The sequence below is a fragment of the Hungatella sp. SB206 genome, from assembly GCF_051132295.1.
Taxonomy (GTDB): Bacteria; Bacillota; Clostridia; order Lachnospirales; family Lachnospiraceae; genus Hungatella; species Hungatella effluvii.
In genome coordinates this window covers 298,896-317,803 of the sequence record NZ_CP096603.1, presented here as the reverse complement: position 1 = coordinate 317,803, position 18,908 = coordinate 298,896, and the positions used below count along the sequence as shown (strand labels likewise).

Here is an 18,908-nt window from a genome sequence, read left to right as displayed (position 1 = left end):
GCTACCTCCTGTATTCAATGGGACGGGTCAGTTTCACTACAAAGCCAGCGGATATAAAAATAGCCGCCGCAGTAGCAGCCAGAATACACTGTCCCAGTACCGTATGCATCAGTACATCATACCAGTCCTGATTCAGCAGATACATAAGAGGAATATTGCCTACTACAAACACAACCATGATCATAAACTCTTTTCTTGGTTCTGCGATCATGTATTCCAGTTCTGCGTTCACGTTCCGCATATCTGACAGCTTTGATACGATGGGCGGCAGTGTAGTCTTTAAGCTCCGGTCATGCTGGCAGTCACTGACCGCATCGCACCACTCCCGAAACACCTCATTATCAATCCTTCCCCGCAAAATCCGAAGGGCGGCCTGAACATCCGGATTTACCATTTTAATCTGGATGAGAAAATCCTGAAATACTCTGGACACTGGAGGATTTAAATATGCTGTATTCTCCTCCACCGCCGTCACAATATCTTCTGTCCTCAGATATGCTGTGGTAATGACCGAAAGCGCCGTTTCCAGTTCTGCAGACACATCCCTTTTATAATGATTGGCAGTCAGTTTCACATACCAGAATGGCAGAAATAAAAAACCCACTGCCATCACCGGAGCCAGGAAAAAATTCCCTAACAAAATGGCAATGGATCCCCCAGCGCAAAACAGTGCCAGAGCAACTGCGCAGATGATGGAAAACCGGTTCCCCCTGCCCGTCATTTGAAGGATGTTCTGTGCTTCCTTCAGTTCCCTGCGCAAAATCCCTGATTTTTTTCTTCCTGATGATTCCCTGATGTCTTCCCGCAGACTTCGTTTTGGATTCAATAAAAATCCAAACAGGCTGTCCGTAAACTCCACTGGCTTCATTCCCAGCAGTAAAAATACACCCACGATCATTCCCGCACACGCCAATAGCTGAATCGCCGTCATTCGTTCTCCCCCTCTCTATCCTTTTTTACATTCAAAAGTCCTGCCAGCGTTTCCTGCGGCATTCCATTCTCCATCAGCCGTCTTGCCAGACTGTCCGAGATTGGGTTGATTTGTCTATGGTGCCCCACAATTACAAACTTTCCATCCTCCACCCTGTTTTCCGTAATCTGATATTGAAACAGCGGACGGTATCGTCTGGTTCCATCTGCCAGAATCTCACACTCCATGATTTCCATTAAACGGCGTTCCTTGTTTTCCAGCTGTTTGCAAAATGCGATGATCGGATAGGCTTCCGTTACAAATCCCATCAAAGTCTCATCGCTCATATCCACAGCACGTTTACACAGGGAAACCATGCGGCGGTAGGTTGCCTCACAGCTCATGGAATGGATGGTTGTCACAACCGCAACACCGGTTCTGGCTGCCTCCTGTGCCGCATTCGCTTCTGGTCCACGCATTTCTCCTACCACAATAATATCCGGATTAAAGCGTAGCGCCATATCAAGAAGTGCAATCTGATCTACTCTCTGCCTCTCATTCTCGCTGTCACGGGTCAAGGTATGAATCACGGAATTGACTACCCTCCCATCCTTTCTGCGTACCAGCGCCAGCTCCCTTGAACCATTCTCAATACTGTAAATACGCTTACCGTCCGGAATTGTGGTCAAAAGCCAGCCTAACAGTGTGGTTTTTCCGGAGCTTGTGGCTCCCGCCACACACACAGAGATTCCATACCGGATGCACTCCGATAAAAAATCCAGCATCTGACTGGTTGCCGTTCCTCCCTTTATAAAGTCCTGTTTCTTCATACTCTGGGGATTCACAATTCGGATCGAAGCTGCCACCCCGACATCCTCATCAACAAGAGGTGTCTTCAGTACAGCAATACGGATATTTTTACTTAAATGTCCCAGAACGCTTGGACTCGCATCATCCAGCACCATTCCAGACACATGCAGCATACGCCGAATGACATTGATGGCATGTTCGGGGCTTTCAAAATGCTCGTTCAGTTTTTCTGTCACTCCACCAGAATACTGGATCTCCACATCATCCCAGGCATTTACATCGATCTCCTCGATTCCTTCCCCGTAGATGTACTTTGTGAGAAAACCGAACTCTGCCATTTCTGAATAAATCGCATCAATCAGCTCATCCGTGGTTTTTCCCGGTACTTGTATACGGTTATCCTGAATATACTTCCCGGCAAATCGGCGGATCTGTGCTTTTATTTCTTCGTTTCCATCTCCGGTTACCAGATTACTGTATTCTTTGGAAAGATACGCCTGTATCTCCTGCAGCACGGACTGAAAGTCACGCCCTTCATCCTCCGATGCAAAAAACAGGTCATGGGTACGGAGAGAACGGCCTCCCGTTTTTTGAGTACACAAAGGAGCCTCTATGTCATCCTCTTCTGACCAGATATCCTCCTTTCCATTCATCTGTCCTTCACAAGCCTGTTCCGACAGGCTATCATTTTGGAAGTTTTCTTCTGTCCCCTCCCTTCCATCCAAGCCATCCAAAGAAGCCTCCGTTTCCATGATCTCCTCCGGAAGATGTCCAGAATCCTGTCGTGTTTCTTCCCGAACAGCTTCGGGAAAACCCGCAGAAAACGCGGGTTTGCTGCGTCTTTCCCCTAACATCCGAACACCTCCTTTATGATTGCTTCCATGGTTTTTCTAAACCCCTTACTGTCCTTTAGTACCAGTTCTTTCAGAAGGTTCCCTTCCAGAGCCTGTGCCTTTACTTCCTCGGAATGAGGGATCTGGAATGCCACATTGCCGAGCACCCGTTCAATGTGTTCGCTGGCCTCATTGGGATATACATTGCTCGCCACTTTATACTGCTTTTCTGCATCCCACTGACTGTCCTTAAGAAGCGGAAGCTGGCTGGAAAGATAACTGATGGATTTCAGATCACAGTTTACCAGCCGCAGCACTGCATCTGCCTCCATCAAGGCAATGGCCGAAAGAATGTCATTGGCAATACAGCTTCCACAATCAACGATGATATAGGGAGCGATCTTTCTCAAACACTGCAGTAATTCCTCTGCCTGTGTCCGCTCGTAAGGTGGATATGTGTATTCATTTTCCCCCTTCCTCATTCCAAGGATCGTTAGATGGCGTATTTTTTTATGAGTAATACAGTTATGGCGTACCAACGATTCCGACACATGGGTTGCTGCCAGAACACTCCCCAGAGAATGCTCCTCTTCCAGGTCTCCAGGAGGACAGATACAGGGAAGCATCGGTGTATTCATATCACACAGAAGGAGAGCTACATCCTTCTTCTGCATGGCAAGACGCGCCGCCAGCTTCACTGCTGTCGTGGTTTTACCAGATCCAGGACTTCCCCAGACTGCCAGCATTTGATTCTCATTTTCCGGTTCCCAGTCAGGAGAGCTGTCCCCGGCTCCCCTGCTGAAAATACTGTTTTTCAGAAAATTCAAGGCTTACTCCACCCCGCTTTCCTCTGTTTCGCCCTGTCTGGTTTCCTCCTGCTCCTCTGCTTTGGTTTCCTCTGGCTCCTTATCAGAATGATCCAGTGCCTCGTTTTCTTCCGCTTCTCCTTCCATATCTTCTGGAGGATACAGTTCCGTTAATATCTGGTTTTGCGCTTCCAAAAACTGCCCTGCACTCTTTTCATCCCCGCGATACACCAGAGATAAATGCAGTTTTCCATCTGCCTCCAGTTCTGCCAGAACCATTGACTGCTCTGGTGTTACCAGCAAGGTAACGGTTCCAGGCAGCTCACGATCCGCTCCATCTTCCAGTTCTTCTCCCGTATTTGCGTCATATCCACTGTTTGCAGTCACAGCAATGACCTCCACATACTGAAGTTCCGCAGGAATTACTGTTTTTCCCTGCTTTCTATAATCTGGAGCTATGACTGACACAATATCGCCGCTCTTTAGCTTTCCGGACAATCCATTGGCAAATGCCTTAACCGTAACAGAGATTGCTTGCTTTTCTCCTGTCAGATGATAGAGATAGGCATTTTCTGCCGCCGGCTCTTCTGCAATCTTGGATGTCAGGATGTAATCTCCTGGCGCCAAATCTGCAGATGCAAATGCCCCAACTACAGTATCCGAATGCTTTACTACATCATCCGGCAGGTTATAACTGCCAACCTCTATGGTCTTTACCATGTCAGAAGTAATTTCTTCTCCCACTGAAATTGGTTTTACTACACGGACAATTTCCGTCTTTTCACTCATAGCCTTATTAAACAATGGTGTAACTGCAAAGCAGATGATCAAAGACAGCACGATGCAAAGCACACCAAGTACAGTCCTGTTTTTCAAAAATCGCATTTCATCTCCTCCAACTCTTTTCCTTATTTTGATTCCTTTTTAACCAGTGTTCCACTGACTGCTGTCTTCCTATTTTCTGTTGTGGTATACGATGGCCGCAACCATTGTAAGCGGCACTGCAACACAAACCATGATCCATAATTTCTTCTTCATATCATCCATCCTCCTAATCTCATACAATAAACAGCTGCCGCTCCTCCTGCCAGAAACGGTCCCACAGGAAATGCTTCTTTATCTCGTTTTCCCTTGAACCGATTCCACAGGCAGACCATACAACCATACATCACAAATCCTGTCAGTCCTAAACAGGAAGCAGTCAGGCTTGCCGGAAGTCCCAGTACCAAGCCGGTTGCTCCTGCCAGCTTGATATCACCGCCGCCCATTCCACCTTCCCTCTTGCAAAATAATGCAACTATGAGGTATGGCACTGCCCCTAAAGCTCCAAGCAGCTGTCCGGGGGCAAAGTTCAGAAAGGAAAGCAGGGCAATCCCTGCCTGGAATCGGTCCGGAATAATCCGGTACCGAAGATCCCAGGCAGAAACCGCAATAAGCAGCGAGAAAAAAAGCACTGCCTGTACCGCCTGAAGCAGCGATATCCTGATCTCCATATCAACCGCTATAGTCAAACATTTCCTGCACCCTGCGTACCAGTGTAGGAAGTACGGTATCATTAAACAGTGCATAAAGACCTGCCAGAAGCAGTGCTCCCAGCACAACTGCGATCAGGATCTTAATGGCTGTGTCCACATATCCCTCACCGGATGTATCCTGAAGCTTGTTTTTTACATTCCACATATGCATAACCATTGCATTTCGATAATTTACCAGCTGTCTTTTAATATTCTTCATTTGATCTCCTCCATTGATTTTCTGTTTTTGTTCTCTGTACCCCTTAAATCAGACCATGTTCTGCCCTGGATTTTGAGGGGGTGCTGTCTGTAAGGTAGATGCCTGTGCCATGGACAGTGCCTCTCCATACGCTCCCAATACCGCCTGTTTCAGCTCGTTGCGGAATTCCTCCGTCACAGGAAAACAGATATCCTTGTATCCATCCTGTGTTTTCCGGCTGGGCATAGACATAAAGAGCCCATCCTTACCTCCCTCGACGATTTTGATTCCCCGGACGGCAAAACACCCGGCGATTGTGGCGGATGCATAGGCTCTGATTCCGCCCTGTACTCCTGGTGGATACATAGATGTAATCCGAACGTCTAAATCTGGCATACTGATTCTTCCTCCTTTGTTTCTTTCTGCTCATAAACCGTTCCTTTCTGGATCTATTTCAGTCAAACAGGCAGCCAAAACTGCCTGCTAAAACTGCATGGTGTGTATGAATTCCTCCACCGGTTGCGGCTCTGTAAAATCAATTCTCTTAAAGTCATAGCGATCCACATAAAAAAAGGAACTCCCTGTTTCATCGTAGAGTTCCAGCACATCACTAATGGACAGCCCATGACCTGTATAACCGGACGGCGGATGATACCGGAATTTATCATAGAGTTCTTCCAGGTCATTGGTGTCAGATGCCCCTTCATAGACTTTGATATAAGAATCCGGCTTGGGGGAGCCATATTGCTGCTCCATCTGGGAAAGTGCAAGGAACTTCATATGCACATCCACATCTCCTCTCAGTTGCCAGATGCGTACATCTTTTAACCCCTTTGCCGATTCCATATCTTCCTGGCTATTTGCCAACCGGTCGTAGATCCCGTCCTGCCACTGAATTTTTTGGATATTCCTCTGCTTACGCAGGAAGCTTTCTAATGCTTCATTCTGAAACATGGGATCCACTACTGCACATCCTTCCGTCACACGACCTACCCGGTTCCCATAATACCGGATCACTCCATTTTCAATCTGAATCTGCTTCATTTCCCTTCCCTCATTTCTAAATCATCTCCATCCCCCCGTCCTTCTGTGCCTGTTGAAACTGTTCCAGACTCTGCACATCGGGAAAGATCATCCTTCCCTCTAACATTTCCAGTACGGCAAAATCATCCCTGTCGCAGATCAAAATCCGATACTGGTAGTCCTTCTGCATCATTACATAGCTCCATACTTCCTCTGGATTTGCCAGCCATACCCCTGACGCATAGCGTCCATCCGGCAGAAAACTGTATCCAGAATATTCTGGGGAATGTCCATGTAAATCCAGCGCCCCAAATGGACGGATCTGGGAGAGCTGGAGCCGTTCCTTTTCCCCCAACAGTTCTGGCCGCAGCACACCAACCACATCCCTGTTCCAGCAGTGCCATGCCTCCCCAGTAGATAAGGAAACCAGATGGGCAATGGAATGTCTGGGATTTTCTGTTTTCTGGATATTCGTACAGAAAAAAAGCTGCCCCGTGTAATGCTCTGGTAATACCTTTGAGGGAAGAACCACCACCCGGTTCTGGATAGATGCCTCCTTTTCTGTCTGCATACAATCCTTTTCTGTGAATTCCTGCATGATCTTACCCCTCCTTTTTCTGCAGCAGTCTGCTCAGTTCTCCGATCAGATCCAGTCGGAGGCTGTCCGGCATAAACTGAAATGCAGTACGGACATATGCCTCCACTGCCTCCGGAGACTGATCTCCCACCTCGATAACCTCTACCTTCCGGACTGTAATTTTTCCACCCGCCATTCCCAGACAAACAATATCCCCATACTCCAGCTTTGCCGCTTCCCTCATAGATTTTGGAATCAGGACACGTCCCTTTCCATCCACTAAACGATACATCGGTTTACTCATCTGGTCCTTTTCTCCTTTCCCATCAATGCCTCCACTTCATTGGGTTCAATCCCCAGCTCATCGAACACCTTCAGATAGGGTTTGCAAACCGTCTGTACCGGAGCCTCAATACCAATCAGAATCACTCCGGGGACTGTTTCTATCATCAAATCACAATCAAGCGGAATCCCAGCCGTCAATAACAGTTCACTAGGCACAGAAAGGACACCGTTTTCCTTTTTTTGCACCATTGTTTTTCTCTTGTTTTCTGTTCTCATAGCACCTCTCTTTCCGGACAGATTTCTTCCCGGATCTCATAATGATCCGTTTCTCCATCTCCCCACATTCCAAATAGATCCAGCTGTCTTGGTTTTGACCGCTCCCTCTCACCAGGATCATAATTGGTAATAATGACCTCTGGAAACTCACAACCGCCCTCATACCTCTGGGCCAGGTTATTGATGCGGGTAACGGCTGTAATAAAATATCCTGCATACAGTTCCCGGATGAAATCGCAGTCATTGTAGCTGACCATCCACTTCCCCCTGCTCCCTGTCAGAGTGTCTCGGAGCCGTTTGTGATCCTCTTTTCGGAATACCACTGCATAATGACCTTCCGTCTCATAATAGGGCGGATCGCAATAAAAAAAGGCACTATCCCGGTCATACTGCCGAATCAGTGCCTCAAAGTCTTTATTTTCTATTACGGTATCTGCCAGCCTGCGGGATGCCTGCCAAATGGTGTCAAAGCAGTTCCTCACATCAAACGGACGGCAGCCAAAGGACGTGCAGCCACTTCCATAGCTGTACCGGATCAGTTTAAAAAATGCAGCCGCCCGTTTTACATCGGTTACCTCTGCATTTTCCAGCAGGATTTTTTTCACTTCCTCATAATCCGGCGGCATCAGATGCTTCTCTGCCAGCTCCAGCTCCTCAATTAAAAATCGGGTATCCGGTTCCTGCTTTTCAATAAAATTACGGATTACTGTAAATTCATCCCTGCTGTTTAACGGAAGAAATCCGAGTTCCTTAAGGAATGCCCCCGTGCGGTTCTTGACGCAATAAAACAGGTTTGCCAAGTTAGAGTTATAATCATTATAAATCTCCATACACCGGTCATCTGGTGGTTTTCCAAACAGTACCCAACCACCTCCGCCGAACACCTCAATGTACCGGTCATAACTTGCAGGAAACATCGTGTAAATCAGGCTGCGGAGTGCTTTCTTTCCGCCAACCCATGAAATAAAACTGTTGATTCTGCATCCCTCCTAACATCCGCAATACTCGTGAAACATATAACTGAGTCCTACGCAAATACCGGTGACATCCCAGGTTCAAAATCCAACTCCTCTGCCTGTTCTACTGCTTTTTCCAGTCTTTGGGCCTCCCTATCAAATCGGTAAACAAAATTCCCCAGCCTTTCCTGTGGATCCACGGCTTCCGCATTTACTGCCTCTACCATCGCATTCAGTTCTTTTACGCTCATATTCTCTGTTTCTTTTAGAATAATCGTTTCATGAATCGATGACGGAATCACGATTAAATCTGATCCCAGCTTTTCTGCAATAAGAGACATTACTTCTTCATCACACATATAAACCGCCCCATTGACCTGATTTGAATTCGTCAGAACATACATCATTGCATTGGGATCCACATCCTCTAAATGTTCCAAACTACCGGCCTTTACATCTCCCGGTTCGTCAAAATACATTTTTGCCAGCATATCCTGTAAATCCAAAAAACAAGGAGGATTGCTCTGCTTCATGTTTTCCCAGGCATCCTGCTTTAATTGCTCCTCGCTGACTCCCAGCCACTTCAGCCTGTCATAATTGATAATGGCACTTCCGTCCTTTTCTCCGTCCACCAACACATGAAATCCATAAAGCAGGGCCAGATCCTCACGTATTTCATGAGGACAATCTGCAAGAAAATCAACATTTTCCTGTGCATTTCGGACATAGACGGTCAGCCCCTTCTTTATGGTTTCATAATCCCATTCTTTACTGGAAATGCCATCTATGGTTATTGCCGTTTCCTGACACTTCTGATAATCCCGAGCAATGTTCTGCCACACATCTTCAAGCTTCTTTCCGTTCTCAAGTTCCTGATAATAGGATTCCAGATATAAAAGCGGGACGGAGGTGTAGCTTGGGCTGCCTGACAGATATACTCCCTGTAATTTGATGTTGTTATTTTTTAAAACCTCTCTGATTTCCACTTTTCTCGCCTGAAAAGATTCCGGAAAAAATCGTTTTAAATTCTCTTTCGTTGATTTCAAAAACTCTTCATAGGTCATTTTCTATTCTCCTCTACACCTTATTCATATCGTTTTCCATCTCATAAGCCGTCAGACGAGTACCTTCCTTGCATACTATTCAAAAAATACAGCTCTCCTTCCATGGTATTAAACTATCGAAAGATATAAAATTCTCTATCATAATGCTCCAAAAACAATTCCTCCTTTCTGAATATCAGATTCCTGCTCTTCTCCTTTCAAACCTTCCTCTGTGGTCAGAAAGAATTCATCTCCACTGTTCCAAAAGCTAACATACAGTTCTCCTTCCGGAATTTTGATTCCCCGCTGTTCAAAGCCCTCTCCCCACCCATCACTTTCCTGACCTTCCCAATACGCTTTTACTGCTTCAATCTCTCTTTCTGAAAGCTGATTATGACTTTCTACTTCCAGAACTCCCCATAGCTCCCCACGCCAGACTTCCACGGTGGGCTTCATACTATAAATATTTTCTTCTAATTCTGGAATATCCAAGTAGACCTCCAGTCCTCTGTCTCCTTCTTCCGGAAGGCACTCCTTTGCAACCTGTTCCAAAATTTCCGTCTCATAGCTGCACAACTCAGCTGGAAATACCTCCTCACTGCATTCCTCCAACTCTCCCCAGTCATCCTTTGCATACATGGTAGCTGTCAAAGGACTAAATATCCGAAGTACAAAACGCTCCGTTGTTTTTTCACTGATGTTGTCCGATTTTACTTCTGTCAATGCTTCTTTCCTCCTCTCGCAAAACTCTGCTTCCATGCCTGCGAATCACACAGGCCGTCATAATCCATTCAAATGCTCGGTCGCTTACCAACTCTGGATCTGTAAGTTCTGATAAACGAATATGGCTGCTTCCCTGATACAGATCCCTTGCCATATGAAATAATACATAGCCGTCCAGATCTACACCATGAATACGGATTTCTGTAAAATGTATCCCATCTCTATCAACATTTCCCAGTGCTCTGCTCCACAAAAATCGATCTGCGGAAAGAAGATAGACTGCAGAACAGGCAGCTGATTCTTCCATAGTTCTGCTGCACTTCTCTCCCATAGCCAAGAACCGCTCTCTATGCCCATTTTGAAAAAAGCACAGATTTCTCCTTCCTGTCAGACGGCACACACGGCTTACAAAGGCGCTGACAGCTACTTCCTCTGCCAACACCTCCAGAAGCTCATAAAACGGGATACAATCGGTAACACGGCTTTCACACGGGCTTCTCTGATTTTCCAGACAACCAGAAAGGCGGCTGATAACCATTCCGCTCCTCCTTGGACGAAACCCTGGTATATGCTGCATTTCCTTTTCCAGTCCAGCATAACGGGTATCACTCATAAATCGAATCATTGTATTCTACCTCCTCAATATCTCAATTCCTTCTACCCTAATGTCATTCCTCCATATCCTTGTTCTTTTGATTCTAATAATGTTTCAACTGCCTCCTCCCTTGTACGAAACATTCTCCACGGTGAAACCCGATGATAAAGTCCAGTATGACTTTGTACTCCAAAATACCTCCCGTCATAACTCTCTACCGTATATTCGCAGGTACTTTTTTGTTTTGTTTGTGATCATCACGCAGGTATCTCCCTTATTCCATCCATAAGGAAAACCCGAATCTTCTTTTAGATTTTTTTCATCCATTTTCTTCAATTACCACACTCTCCTTTTCTTTGAACTTTTTAACGCCAAAAAGCCAACCATGTTCTAGCAAATAAAACATGATTGGCTTATCTGTTTCTGATACAAATACAGATTTCCTCTATCAATTTATCTTTATATCAGAAAGTATATGAATCCATTTGATATTATCGTGTAATTATAACAAGGAGCCTTTTTGTTTCTGCTCTAAGTGAACCCGAAAAATGAATATTCTCGCATAGAAATCCATATATATTTTTTCCCATAATCAACTTTGATTTCACACTGAGCAACTTCTCCTTTTCATCAATCTGTCAGTTGTCCTCTCCACGCTCCTGGTAAATAGATGATGTTTCGACAGTGTTTCCAAACTCTTAACTTCTAAAACTCTCACAGCCTTTCATCTTAATTCTCTACAAATGGCTACATTAAAATCACTTTATCTCCCAAATTCGATTTTTCTACATAACAGATGAATCCAGACTCCTCTTTACAAATGAAATTATACTTCTGTTTTCTTTCTTTTGAATTCTTCCACCATCTTCTTAATTCATTTTATCTTTTAATCTATTTAAAAAAATGGGAAAAGCACAACTTTCGTACTATCTCCCATTTTAATTTTATATCATATCAAAACCTATTTATTATGGCTAATTGAAAAAATAATCAGTCGTTATCGTCCATAAGCATTTTCATTAATTCCTCTTTTGTCGATACTCCCATAATTTCCATCATTAACTGTAAATTGTTCATAGCCTTACCTGTTGCCTTAGCCTTAGCAACTCTACTTCTTGCATCCTGAATTGATTTTAAAGTTTGCTCATCTAAATCGCTATTATTAAGAATCATCTGTTTTCTTTCATCTTTTGTAGGATAATGGCTAAAATGTAATTTAAAATCATTATTCTTTACTTGTTCAAACTCTTTGCAAAGAACTTTCATCTCTTCACCATATCCCATTACTTTTACCCAGCCTTTACTTCTAGTAATAGCAGTAAATAAAGCATTTCTATCACTTCTAGGAATCAATGAGTTAATACATCTTTGGGCATTAACAATATACACCATAAATGTCTCATTTCCTTTTGCTCTAAAAACACTAGTATATACGATAGAATCTTTTCTAAAAAAGTCTTCTGGGCTTAATGATCCAGCCATATGAATAGATAAATTGCCTTCATAATTGTCCTCCATATTGACCATAGTCATAATACTGGCTCTGTTAGTCAGACTCCCAATTGCATCCATATCAATAATCATAATATCAGAAGGTAATAACATTTCTTTATTAATATCATTTCGTAATGATTGGATAAGTGCTTTCTTCAATTCAGTAAAATCCTCATAAGCCAAAAATTCTATAATTTCATTACGATCTACCTTCAATAATTCAGGACTTGTTCTTGTTGTCCTATAAAGTGTTACTTCTTCACCATCCCTAATCTCTTTTGAACTTTCATATCCTATTGCTTCCCATACGTTGGGAGAACTTGGCATTTGCAATGGTAAATCGTATCCTTCTCTATACATTCCCATACCTATTGCATGCGCTGTAACAATAACAGGGCTTTGATTCCTATAACAAACAGTTAAAGGCGTATCGTTTTGAATTTCTTCACCAAAGATTTCTTTAGGTGTTGGCATCGTTTCCTCATTTAACTGTTGTAATTCATCATAAGCATACACAAGTCGTTTTTCTTCTCCAAGAACTTTTAAACATAATGACAAGAAATTTTTATCGAAATCTTGTGCCTCATCTACCAGAATGCAATCATACATCTTTTCCATTTTGGGAATAGTTTTTATCACCTCTTCACACGCCTTTGAAAAAGCTCTATTTTTACCATATTTAGTTTTAGCCTGTGTAAAATTAAGCGGTTCTAATCCATGATGTACACACACATCATAATATACCCCAACAGAGGATGCCGATCCCCATGCCTGCATCACTTTAATTTTATCTGTATCATACATTTCTCCATCATTCTTATCCGCATAAAATTTACTAATATATCTTACAAGCTGATTTTTTAACGCTCGAGTTGAATATGTTATTACTATTGTCCAATCTCTATGCGCCATATATATTTCCACAGCTTTTCTTGCCAACACAATAGTTTTCCCAGAACCCGCCATGCCTCTTATTCTCTGAATTCCTGTTGTATCTCCTAATATTGCATCCATTTGAGCATGATCATACTTTTCAATTAAAGCATTAGCTTCATTAATTTTATAGGCCTTTGTACCAATTTTAGCCCCTACTCGTTCAACCCTATAATTAAGACCGTATGCTTCCTGAATCGCAGAAAGAATTGCGTTGTAGTCAAAATCAGAAAATTCTTCTTGTCGCTTATTGGCGGCAATAAATTCCCTGACATCTTCTACGCTAAATGCTATAGGACAATCATCTATTGGTGTTATTTGTTCCATTGAATAAGTTATCGAAAAAAATTCAAACTTCAATTTTTTTCCATTTCTCAAATGGGGCAAACGTTGAAATTTTTCCTTTACTCTATAATATATATCATTCTGTATCTCATCATAATTGGGTACCGTATTTTTCAATACATTAAATATGAAAACACCTATCTTTGTTATCAATGCCATATCCACCGATGTTTTCTCATTGGTAACTCTATTAAAGTATATCGGATACCCCAAATACGCCTCCCCTTCAACACGAGGATATCGTGTTTGAAAATCATGAACAATAGGTTCTAAAATTTCTTTTGTTATCTCATCTAAGTCTCTACATGTTACATTTAACATAATATCCGCTTCCTTATCAATGATTGTAATAGTCTTCTAATGTATCCATTGTTTCTGATAAAGCTTCCTCTTTGATTTCAAGAAGTGCCTCCTCTGAATCTCTGTTAGAAAGTACATCATATGAAAATGATTTGAAAGAAATTCCACTCTCTTCTAAATTTCTCAAGTCCCTCTGTATCTGAATAGCAAGATTTCCTTTCACTCGTACTTCCGCAATCCATAAGACAAGTTCATCATCTATTTTTTTCATTTCTATCGGAAAAGTTTCCGCACTAATCTTTATATCATATATTGCTGTTTCCCCATCGTCATCATAATGAAGGGTTATCTCCTCAATTGATAGATCATCAATATCAATATCCGGCTCTATAATATCTTCAAAATCTGTGCTTACCTCTCCCCATTCTATTCCTTTTAAATTATTAATAATTTCTCCTTCAATCTGTTCTTTAAATTTGGTACGAATTTGTCCCTGTACATATGACTGATACTCCAACTCTAAAGTTGTTTTTATGTCACAAATCTTATAATAATCAGAAAATAATTCATAAAATCTTGGCAACGTCATAAATTCGATTTTATCACTACCCGTTATCGCAATGTACTCTTTGCGTAATTCTTCTCTCATACAAACAGCTTCTTTATTGGATTGTTCACCTTTTAATACCCACCAATCTTCTTTTATATCATTTGTTAAAAATACAATTACCTTTCCTTCCCTTTCCTTACCAATATCAATGATTTCTTTCCAAACAAATAAATCCCCATATTTTCTTATCCTTCCCTCAAAATTATCTTTTTTACTATCTTTTTTTGCTTCTTTGTCTTTTTCTTCCTCATCCTTATACCCTGGTGGCATTTTATACCTAAATCTAAATTCTCCTTCTTTAACGTATTCCATTAATTGAACAATGGTAGGCTCTGATTTAATTTTTCCCTGACTGCTCCAATAATGCAATATTTGCTCAACATTTGCTATTTGAACAGATTTATTCTGCTTCTCTGAAGATAAAGAATTCTCATATGTTGAGATAGCCGTAATAATTTTATTTAAAAAAGTTCCAATCCCTGTCTCCAGTGAATCACAATTAGGAAACTCATATTTTCGGCTTTCAGAAATACTCCCATTTATTTTATTTTTTAATTCATTTACTTGTTTTTTCAAATCTCTTGTAAATGAATCATATTTTCTATCAATCTTTGCCTGCTCTTCATCTTTATGGACCAAATACTCCTTATAAACCCTACTAGGTATTACAACTTTTTCTTTTACTTTACTAAACAACTCCACTATATTTTGGCTCGCATTAAATGAACATTTATATAAATACAAAAGGATATTAGTATCGAGAATAATTACTAATTTATCAATGTTTGTTCCTATTTCACTTTTCTCCATAATGTAACACTTTCTCCTGTATAAATATGCATAATTTTAATCATTTTTAATCCAAAAATATTTTTCTTTTTTTATTATAAACCATATGCCTTGTTGACTCAACATTCTAATTACAAATGTTATTTTTTTTATTATATAATTATATCTTGTATCCGTCTCTTCGATATCTTTTAACAAAAAGGTAATAACTTATCGTATAGTCTCAAGCCTAAAACGACAATATGTGTACAAATTCCATATATTAGCTTGTACTGGATACTCTTTTCTGTACTTAAATATTACCTTATACTTTATGTTATGCCTAATACACCACCAATGAATATCTTTCATTTTCATCAAATTACCTGTGTTTATGCTCTCGCCTAACATGTTAATCTTATAATCATCCATCTCTGTTTCAGCAAATAAATAGAACCATACATTAAAATACCTAATTCCATACACCTTACTATTACCACTGTACTTCATATACACTCCCGTCTATACCGTTACTCTATTTCCGCTATTTTTACTATATTTACATAATACATAGTGTGAATTAGGGGGTAAATATTTCGACCAGAATCAATACAATCTCAATTACTCCCACGCCATCCTCTTCCTTCAGGAATGCAGCCAGCTCTTTCTTTATCCTTTCCATACCACTCACCTCCCTTCTCAATAAAAAGCCAGAAATGCAGGCACTACCATCATAACCATGACAACTCCAAGCATTAGAAACAGCGGCAGCAGCAGCTTTGTCCCGGCCTCTTCTCCCAATTTTTTCGCCAGGTTTTTCCGCTGTTCGAACGCAGTCACCATCTCCAGCTCCAATGCGGCTTTAAGATTCTTACTGCCGGTTTTCCGGTTCTGTTCCAGCAGTGCCGCCAGCTTAACGTAGGGCTGCAGGCCGCACCTTCGCCCAAATTCACCGTATGCCCTGCTCTCAGCCATTCCGCTCTTTAGCTGGGAAATCGTATGACACATCTCTTCATAGGCAGGCCTCGGCTTCCGTGTTCCTCCCTGGACCGTGTTTTCATATCCCACGGCAATCCGTTCCCAGGCAGTCCGTATCGTCATCCCCGCGCTGATAAATACCATGAATTTTGATACAATTTCAGAATAGTCCAGAAGCAAAAGCTGCTCCCGCTGTTTTTTTGCATTCTGCTCCTTCATCTTCTCCCGCGCCGCCCACAAAAAGGCAAGAAGAACTCCCAAAAAAGGAATCACCGTATAGTCTGTATCACGCTCCCGGTAATAGCTCAGCTTTTTTCCGTCCACTTCCTCCGGAAGAAGAAGCTCTCTCTCTGTCTTCTGCCTGGTATCCAGGCGGCGGCACGCTTCCATGACCTTTTCCTTAAGCTGCTCATCCCCGTTTAAGACCGGCGGCATCACGGTCACCCGTATGTCGTATTCCTGCGTATGGGCTCCATCCGTTAAGACTGCTTTTAACCAAACCGTCTCCCCTTCCTCCGAAACACCGCTGTTTACCACGGTACCAAAGGAGTCCACCAGTTCTGCGTTCTCGGATTCCCAGCGGACCGTTAAACCGTAGGGCTCTAACACACGCACTAAATCCAAATCACCGCGAACCGCCTCCAGTGATTCGTTTCCGCCCAGAATCCGGTCTGTCAGTTCCGGGAGTACCGTATCATACAGTGTTTTGGCCTCCTCGTCTGAATACTGCCGGTCTCTCACCGGTATCGTAACCGGTATTTCCCGCCCTTCCTCCCCCAACTCCCGAACCATAACCTCATACAGGAGTTCCCCTTCTCCGTGGGACGCCCGTTGCAAGGAAGATACGGGCACCCATTTGCCTCCCTGAAAAATCAGTAATACTGCATACAGTATGATTCCAGCCGCTGCACAGGCCACAGAAAACTTTGGAACCGGAAATTTCACGGATTTCCCCATTGCTACACCTCGATTCTCAAAATTCTTCCCGCCAAGGCATACGCTGCCGCGTAGAGCACCAGGCACCCCGTCATGATTCCTCTCCCTGCACCAGTCTGATACATCATATCGAAGAATCCAGGTGAGCTGACATCGACGTACAGCACCAGGAAAAAAGGAATCAGATTCATAATCTTCTGTTCAAACTGTTTGGCAGCCGTCATTGTTGTGATCTCCTCCTGAATCTGTATCTTGTCACGAATCACACCCGAAGTGTGGTTAATAATCGAGACCAGTTCTCCCCCGCTGCGTTTTGCCGCGGCAAATACCTCGGCGAAATTCCTTACATCGTCCAGTCCGCTTCTGTCGCCGAATTCCCTCAACACCTGTTCAACCGGGCGGTTCATGCGGATCTGTCCCTCCATATGGCTGAATTCTAAAGTCATCATGCCGGAAGGTCCATACATGACCACCAGTTCCTTCACACTGGCTGAAAATGCATTCTCCACCGAGTATCCGGCGCTCAGAAAGGAGGATAGAATCAGAATCCCTTCTTTAAATTCCAGATTCAGCTTTTTTAAACGCTGTTCTTTTAGATCTCGCTTCTTGATCAGGGGATAACACAGTCCGAACGGACTCAATAGAATAAATACCGGCAGACTCCGGTAAAATACATAGGACACGGCCGCCGCAAAACCGGCTCCTGCCGCCGCATATTGGAACCATTCCCCGGCGGACAGCCGGTACCTGTCATAACACAATGCCTGCTGCCCGCAGTTTTTCCGTGTGCTTAAGCGCTCCGGTTTTCTTAAGGCATCCGGAGACGGCCGCGTCCGGACCTTTTCGTTCATCCGTCTTTTCCTCAAACTCATACAGGGAATGAAGCCTGATTTCCCCTTCTTCATAACAATCCACCTCCACAATTGAAAGCACCCGTCTGCTCCTGTCTCTCAGTCTCCCCAAATGCACGAGAATATCAAGAGCCGAAGCCAGCTGACTGCGGATCGCCGGCAGAGGCAGTTCGGCCCCCATTAACATCATCGTCTCCAGCCTGGACAGCATGTCCTTCGGGCTGTTGCCGTGTCCCGTACTCAAGCTGCCGTCATGCCCCGTATTCATGGCCATAACCATGTCCAGCGCCTCCTTTCCCCGGACCTCCCCCACAATGATTCTGTCCGGATTCATACGGAGCGCCGCGCGAATCAGATCTGCGATCGTGACGGCGCCCTCCCCCTCTGCGTTTGGCCCTCTGGCCTCCAGTCTTACCAGATTCGGAACGGCACGGATCTGCAGTTCCGCGGAATCTTCAACCGTAACCAATCGTTCTTCTGCCGGAATGCAGGCGGTAAGCGCATTTAAAAACGTGCTTTTCCCGGAATTCGTTCCTCCGCTGATAAAAATGTTATACCCCGCCGTCACCATTTTCTTTAAAAATACAGCCGCCTCCTCGCTGACCGAGCCAAACCTGATTAATTTCTCCATCGTAATCGGCTCCGGAAACTTTCTGATCGTCACCGCAGGACCATCTAATGCAATGGGCGGCAGGACGATGTGTACACGGGATCCATCCGGCAGTCTGGCATCTGCTACCGGCCGGGAGACATTCACGGTACGGTTGACGCGGCTGACAATCTGCTGAATCATGTCCTCCAGCTGCTCCGTGCTCTCAAAGCCTTTGTTCCACGCCTCCACACGCCCCTTCCGTTCGATGAAGATATGATCCGGTCCGTTCACCATAATCTCAGTCACCTCACGGTCATCCACCAGCTCCTGCAGCACTCCCAGCCTGCGGAAGGAATCAAACAGGCTGCTGCGCAGGTCCACCCGCTCTTTTAATGGCAGGTATCTGGCCTGCCCGTATTCCAGAATCCGTTCGTCAATCAGCTCATACAGTTCTTCGTCACTGGTATGGTTCTGTCCCTCCAGAACCGTCATCAGTTCCTGCCTCAGTTCCTTTCATAATTCCTGATCCATCGCTTATGCCCCCTGTCACC

The 18,908-nt window shown here is 43.6% G+C and carries 21 protein-coding genes; all 21 read right to left on the bottom strand.

The window, feature by feature from the left end; translation table 11 throughout:
• Nucleotide 1 precedes the first annotated feature (1 nt).
• A complete protein-coding gene (locus M1L66_RS01395; RefSeq protein WP_244052300.1) occupies nucleotides 2–931 on the bottom strand; it encodes a type II secretion system F family protein in 930 nt (309 codons plus the stop codon).
• Nucleotides 928–2,574, bottom strand: a complete 1,647-nt coding sequence (locus M1L66_RS01390; protein ID WP_320967801.1) for an ATPase, T2SS/T4P/T4SS family — start codon at nucleotides 2,572–2,574, stop codon at nucleotides 928–930. Before M1L66_RS01390 ends, M1L66_RS01395 begins: the two co-directional genes overlap by 4 nt.
• Nucleotides 2,568–3,380: an AAA family ATPase gene (locus M1L66_RS01385; RefSeq protein WP_244052298.1), complete on the bottom strand. Its 813-nt coding sequence runs from the start codon at nucleotides 3,378–3,380 to the stop codon at nucleotides 2,568–2,570. The genes M1L66_RS01390 and M1L66_RS01385 overlap by 7 nt, the downstream gene beginning before the upstream one ends.
• 3 nt (nucleotides 3,381–3,383) lie before the next feature.
• Nucleotides 3,384–4,244: a Flp pilus assembly protein CpaB gene (gene cpaB / locus M1L66_RS01380; RefSeq protein WP_244052297.1), complete on the bottom strand. Its 861-nt coding sequence runs from the start codon at nucleotides 4,242–4,244 to the stop codon at nucleotides 3,384–3,386.
• Nucleotides 4,245–4,393: 149 nt separating this feature from the next.
• Nucleotides 4,394–4,870, bottom strand: coding sequence for a prepilin peptidase (locus M1L66_RS01375; RefSeq protein WP_243015273.1), 477 nt, complete (start codon nucleotides 4,868–4,870; stop codon nucleotides 4,394–4,396).
• On the bottom strand, nucleotides 4,854–5,093 hold the full coding sequence (locus tag M1L66_RS01370) for a DUF6133 family protein (RefSeq protein WP_002593822.1): 240 nt from the start codon (nucleotides 5,091–5,093) through the stop codon (nucleotides 4,854–4,856). Before M1L66_RS01370 ends, M1L66_RS01375 begins: the two co-directional genes overlap by 17 nt.
• 48 nt (nucleotides 5,094–5,141) lie before the next feature.
• Nucleotides 5,142–5,468, bottom strand: coding sequence for a SpoVG family protein (locus M1L66_RS01365; RefSeq protein WP_002593823.1), 327 nt, complete (start codon nucleotides 5,466–5,468; stop codon nucleotides 5,142–5,144).
• An 87-nt stretch (nucleotides 5,469–5,555) separates the two neighbouring features.
• Nucleotides 5,556–6,116 carry a YodL domain-containing protein gene (locus M1L66_RS01360; RefSeq protein WP_244052296.1) on the bottom strand — a complete coding sequence of 187 codons (561 nt, stop codon included), beginning with the start codon at nucleotides 6,114–6,116 and terminating at the stop codon, nucleotides 5,556–5,558.
• A 16-nt stretch (nucleotides 6,117–6,132) separates the two neighbouring features.
• Complete coding sequence (locus M1L66_RS01355) at nucleotides 6,133–6,693, bottom strand: hypothetical protein (protein ID WP_002593825.1); 561 nt, start codon at nucleotides 6,691–6,693, stop codon at nucleotides 6,133–6,135.
• 4 nt (nucleotides 6,694–6,697) lie between these two features.
• The gene (locus M1L66_RS01350) at nucleotides 6,698–6,976 is read right to left on the bottom strand and encodes an AbrB/MazE/SpoVT family DNA-binding domain-containing protein (protein WP_002593826.1); all 279 of its coding nucleotides are present in this window, start codon (nucleotides 6,974–6,976) and stop codon (nucleotides 6,698–6,700) included.
• The gene (locus tag M1L66_RS01345) at nucleotides 6,973–7,233 is read right to left on the bottom strand and encodes a hypothetical protein (RefSeq protein WP_008400407.1); all 261 of its coding nucleotides are present in this window, start codon (nucleotides 7,231–7,233) and stop codon (nucleotides 6,973–6,975) included. Before M1L66_RS01345 ends, M1L66_RS01350 begins: the two co-directional genes overlap by 4 nt.
• Nucleotides 7,230–8,150, bottom strand: a complete 921-nt coding sequence (locus M1L66_RS01340) for a DNA adenine methylase (RefSeq protein WP_008400408.1) — start codon at nucleotides 8,148–8,150, stop codon at nucleotides 7,230–7,232. The genes M1L66_RS01345 and M1L66_RS01340 overlap by 4 nt, the downstream gene beginning before the upstream one ends.
• A 110-nt stretch (nucleotides 8,151–8,260) precedes the next feature.
• Complete coding sequence (locus M1L66_RS01335) at nucleotides 8,261–9,253, bottom strand: DUF5688 family protein (RefSeq protein WP_244052293.1); 993 nt, start codon at nucleotides 9,251–9,253, stop codon at nucleotides 8,261–8,263.
• 138 nt (nucleotides 9,254–9,391) lie between these two features.
• Nucleotides 9,392–9,784, bottom strand: a complete 393-nt coding sequence (locus tag M1L66_RS01330) for a hypothetical protein (protein WP_320967800.1) — start codon at nucleotides 9,782–9,784, stop codon at nucleotides 9,392–9,394.
• A gap of 139 nt (nucleotides 9,785–9,923) precedes the next feature.
• Nucleotides 9,924–10,580: a hypothetical protein gene (locus M1L66_RS01325; protein WP_244052291.1), complete on the bottom strand. Its 657-nt coding sequence runs from the start codon at nucleotides 10,578–10,580 to the stop codon at nucleotides 9,924–9,926.
• 174 nt (nucleotides 10,581–10,754) lie between these two features.
• Nucleotides 10,755–10,886, bottom strand: a complete 132-nt coding sequence (locus M1L66_RS01320; protein ID WP_279019570.1) for a hypothetical protein — start codon at nucleotides 10,884–10,886, stop codon at nucleotides 10,755–10,757.
• A 654-nt stretch (nucleotides 10,887–11,540) separates the two neighbouring features.
• Nucleotides 11,541–13,643: a DEAD/DEAH box helicase gene (locus M1L66_RS01315; protein ID WP_244052290.1), complete on the bottom strand. Its 2,103-nt coding sequence runs from the start codon at nucleotides 13,641–13,643 to the stop codon at nucleotides 11,541–11,543.
• A 16-nt stretch (nucleotides 13,644–13,659) separates the two neighbouring features.
• Nucleotides 13,660–15,042 carry a PIN-like domain-containing protein gene (locus tag M1L66_RS01310; protein ID WP_279019568.1) on the bottom strand — a complete coding sequence of 461 codons (1,383 nt, stop codon included), beginning with the start codon at nucleotides 15,040–15,042 and terminating at the stop codon, nucleotides 13,660–13,662.
• A 657-nt stretch (nucleotides 15,043–15,699) separates the two neighbouring features.
• Nucleotides 15,700–16,935 (bottom strand): immunoglobulin-like domain-containing protein, encoded by a 1,236-nt coding sequence (locus M1L66_RS01305; protein ID WP_434690415.1) that lies wholly within the window; start codon nucleotides 16,933–16,935, stop codon nucleotides 15,700–15,702.
• A 2-nt stretch (nucleotides 16,936–16,937) separates the two neighbouring features.
• A complete protein-coding gene (locus tag M1L66_RS01300; protein WP_434694179.1) occupies nucleotides 16,938–17,675 on the bottom strand; it encodes a type II secretion system F family protein in 738 nt (245 codons plus the stop codon).
• The gene (locus tag M1L66_RS01295; RefSeq protein ID WP_434690413.1) at nucleotides 17,665–18,849 is read right to left on the bottom strand and encodes a CpaF family protein; all 1,185 of its coding nucleotides are present in this window, start codon (nucleotides 18,847–18,849) and stop codon (nucleotides 17,665–17,667) included. Before M1L66_RS01295 ends, M1L66_RS01300 begins: the two co-directional genes overlap by 11 nt.
• Between the last annotated feature and the right edge of the window lie 59 nt (nucleotides 18,850–18,908).

Coding starts and splice junctions, on each gene's coding strand:
- M1L66_RS01305 (WP_434690415.1), bottom strand. CDS start 16,935: ATGGGGAAATCCGTGAAATTTCCGGTTCCAAAGTTTTCTGTGGCCTGT.
- M1L66_RS01325 (WP_244052291.1), bottom strand. CDS start 10,580: ATGATTCGATTTATGAGTGATACCCGTTATGCTGGACTGGAAAAGGAA.
- M1L66_RS01355 (WP_002593825.1), bottom strand. CDS start 6,693: ATGCAGGAATTCACAGAAAAGGATTGTATGCAGACAGAAAAGGAGGCA.
- M1L66_RS01310 (WP_279019568.1), bottom strand. CDS start 15,042: ATGGAGAAAAGTGAAATAGGAACAAACATTGATAAATTAGTAATTATT.
- M1L66_RS01345 (WP_008400407.1), bottom strand. CDS start 7,233: ATGAGAACAGAAAACAAGAGAAAAACAATGGTGCAAAAAAAGGAAAAC.
- M1L66_RS01390 (WP_320967801.1), bottom strand. CDS start 2,574: ATGTTAGGGGAAAGACGCAGCAAACCCGCGTTTTCTGCGGGTTTTCCC.
- M1L66_RS01365 (WP_002593823.1), bottom strand. CDS start 5,468: ATGCCAGATTTAGACGTTCGGATTACATCTATGTATCCACCAGGAGTA.
- M1L66_RS01315 (WP_244052290.1), bottom strand. CDS start 13,643: ATGTTAAATGTAACATGTAGAGACTTAGATGAGATAACAAAAGAAATT.
- M1L66_RS01350 (WP_002593826.1), bottom strand. CDS start 6,976: ATGAGTAAACCGATGTATCGTTTAGTGGATGGAAAGGGACGTGTCCTG.
- M1L66_RS01295 (WP_434690413.1), bottom strand. CDS start 18,849: ATGACGGTTCTGGAGGGACAGAACCATACCAGTGACGAAGAACTGTAT.
- cpaB (WP_244052297.1), bottom strand. CDS start 4,244: ATGCGATTTTTGAAAAACAGGACTGTACTTGGTGTGCTTTGCATCGTG.
- M1L66_RS01335 (WP_244052293.1), bottom strand. CDS start 9,253: ATGACCTATGAAGAGTTTTTGAAATCAACGAAAGAGAATTTAAAACGA.
- M1L66_RS01360 (WP_244052296.1), bottom strand. CDS start 6,116: ATGAAGCAGATTCAGATTGAAAATGGAGTGATCCGGTATTATGGGAAC.
- M1L66_RS01395 (WP_244052300.1), bottom strand. CDS start 931: ATGACGGCGATTCAGCTATTGGCGTGTGCGGGAATGATCGTGGGTGTA.
- M1L66_RS01340 (WP_008400408.1), bottom strand. CDS start 8,150: ATGTTTCCTGCAAGTTATGACCGGTACATTGAGGTGTTCGGCGGAGGT.
- M1L66_RS01370 (WP_002593822.1), bottom strand. CDS start 5,093: ATGAAGAATATTAAAAGACAGCTGGTAAATTATCGAAATGCAATGGTT.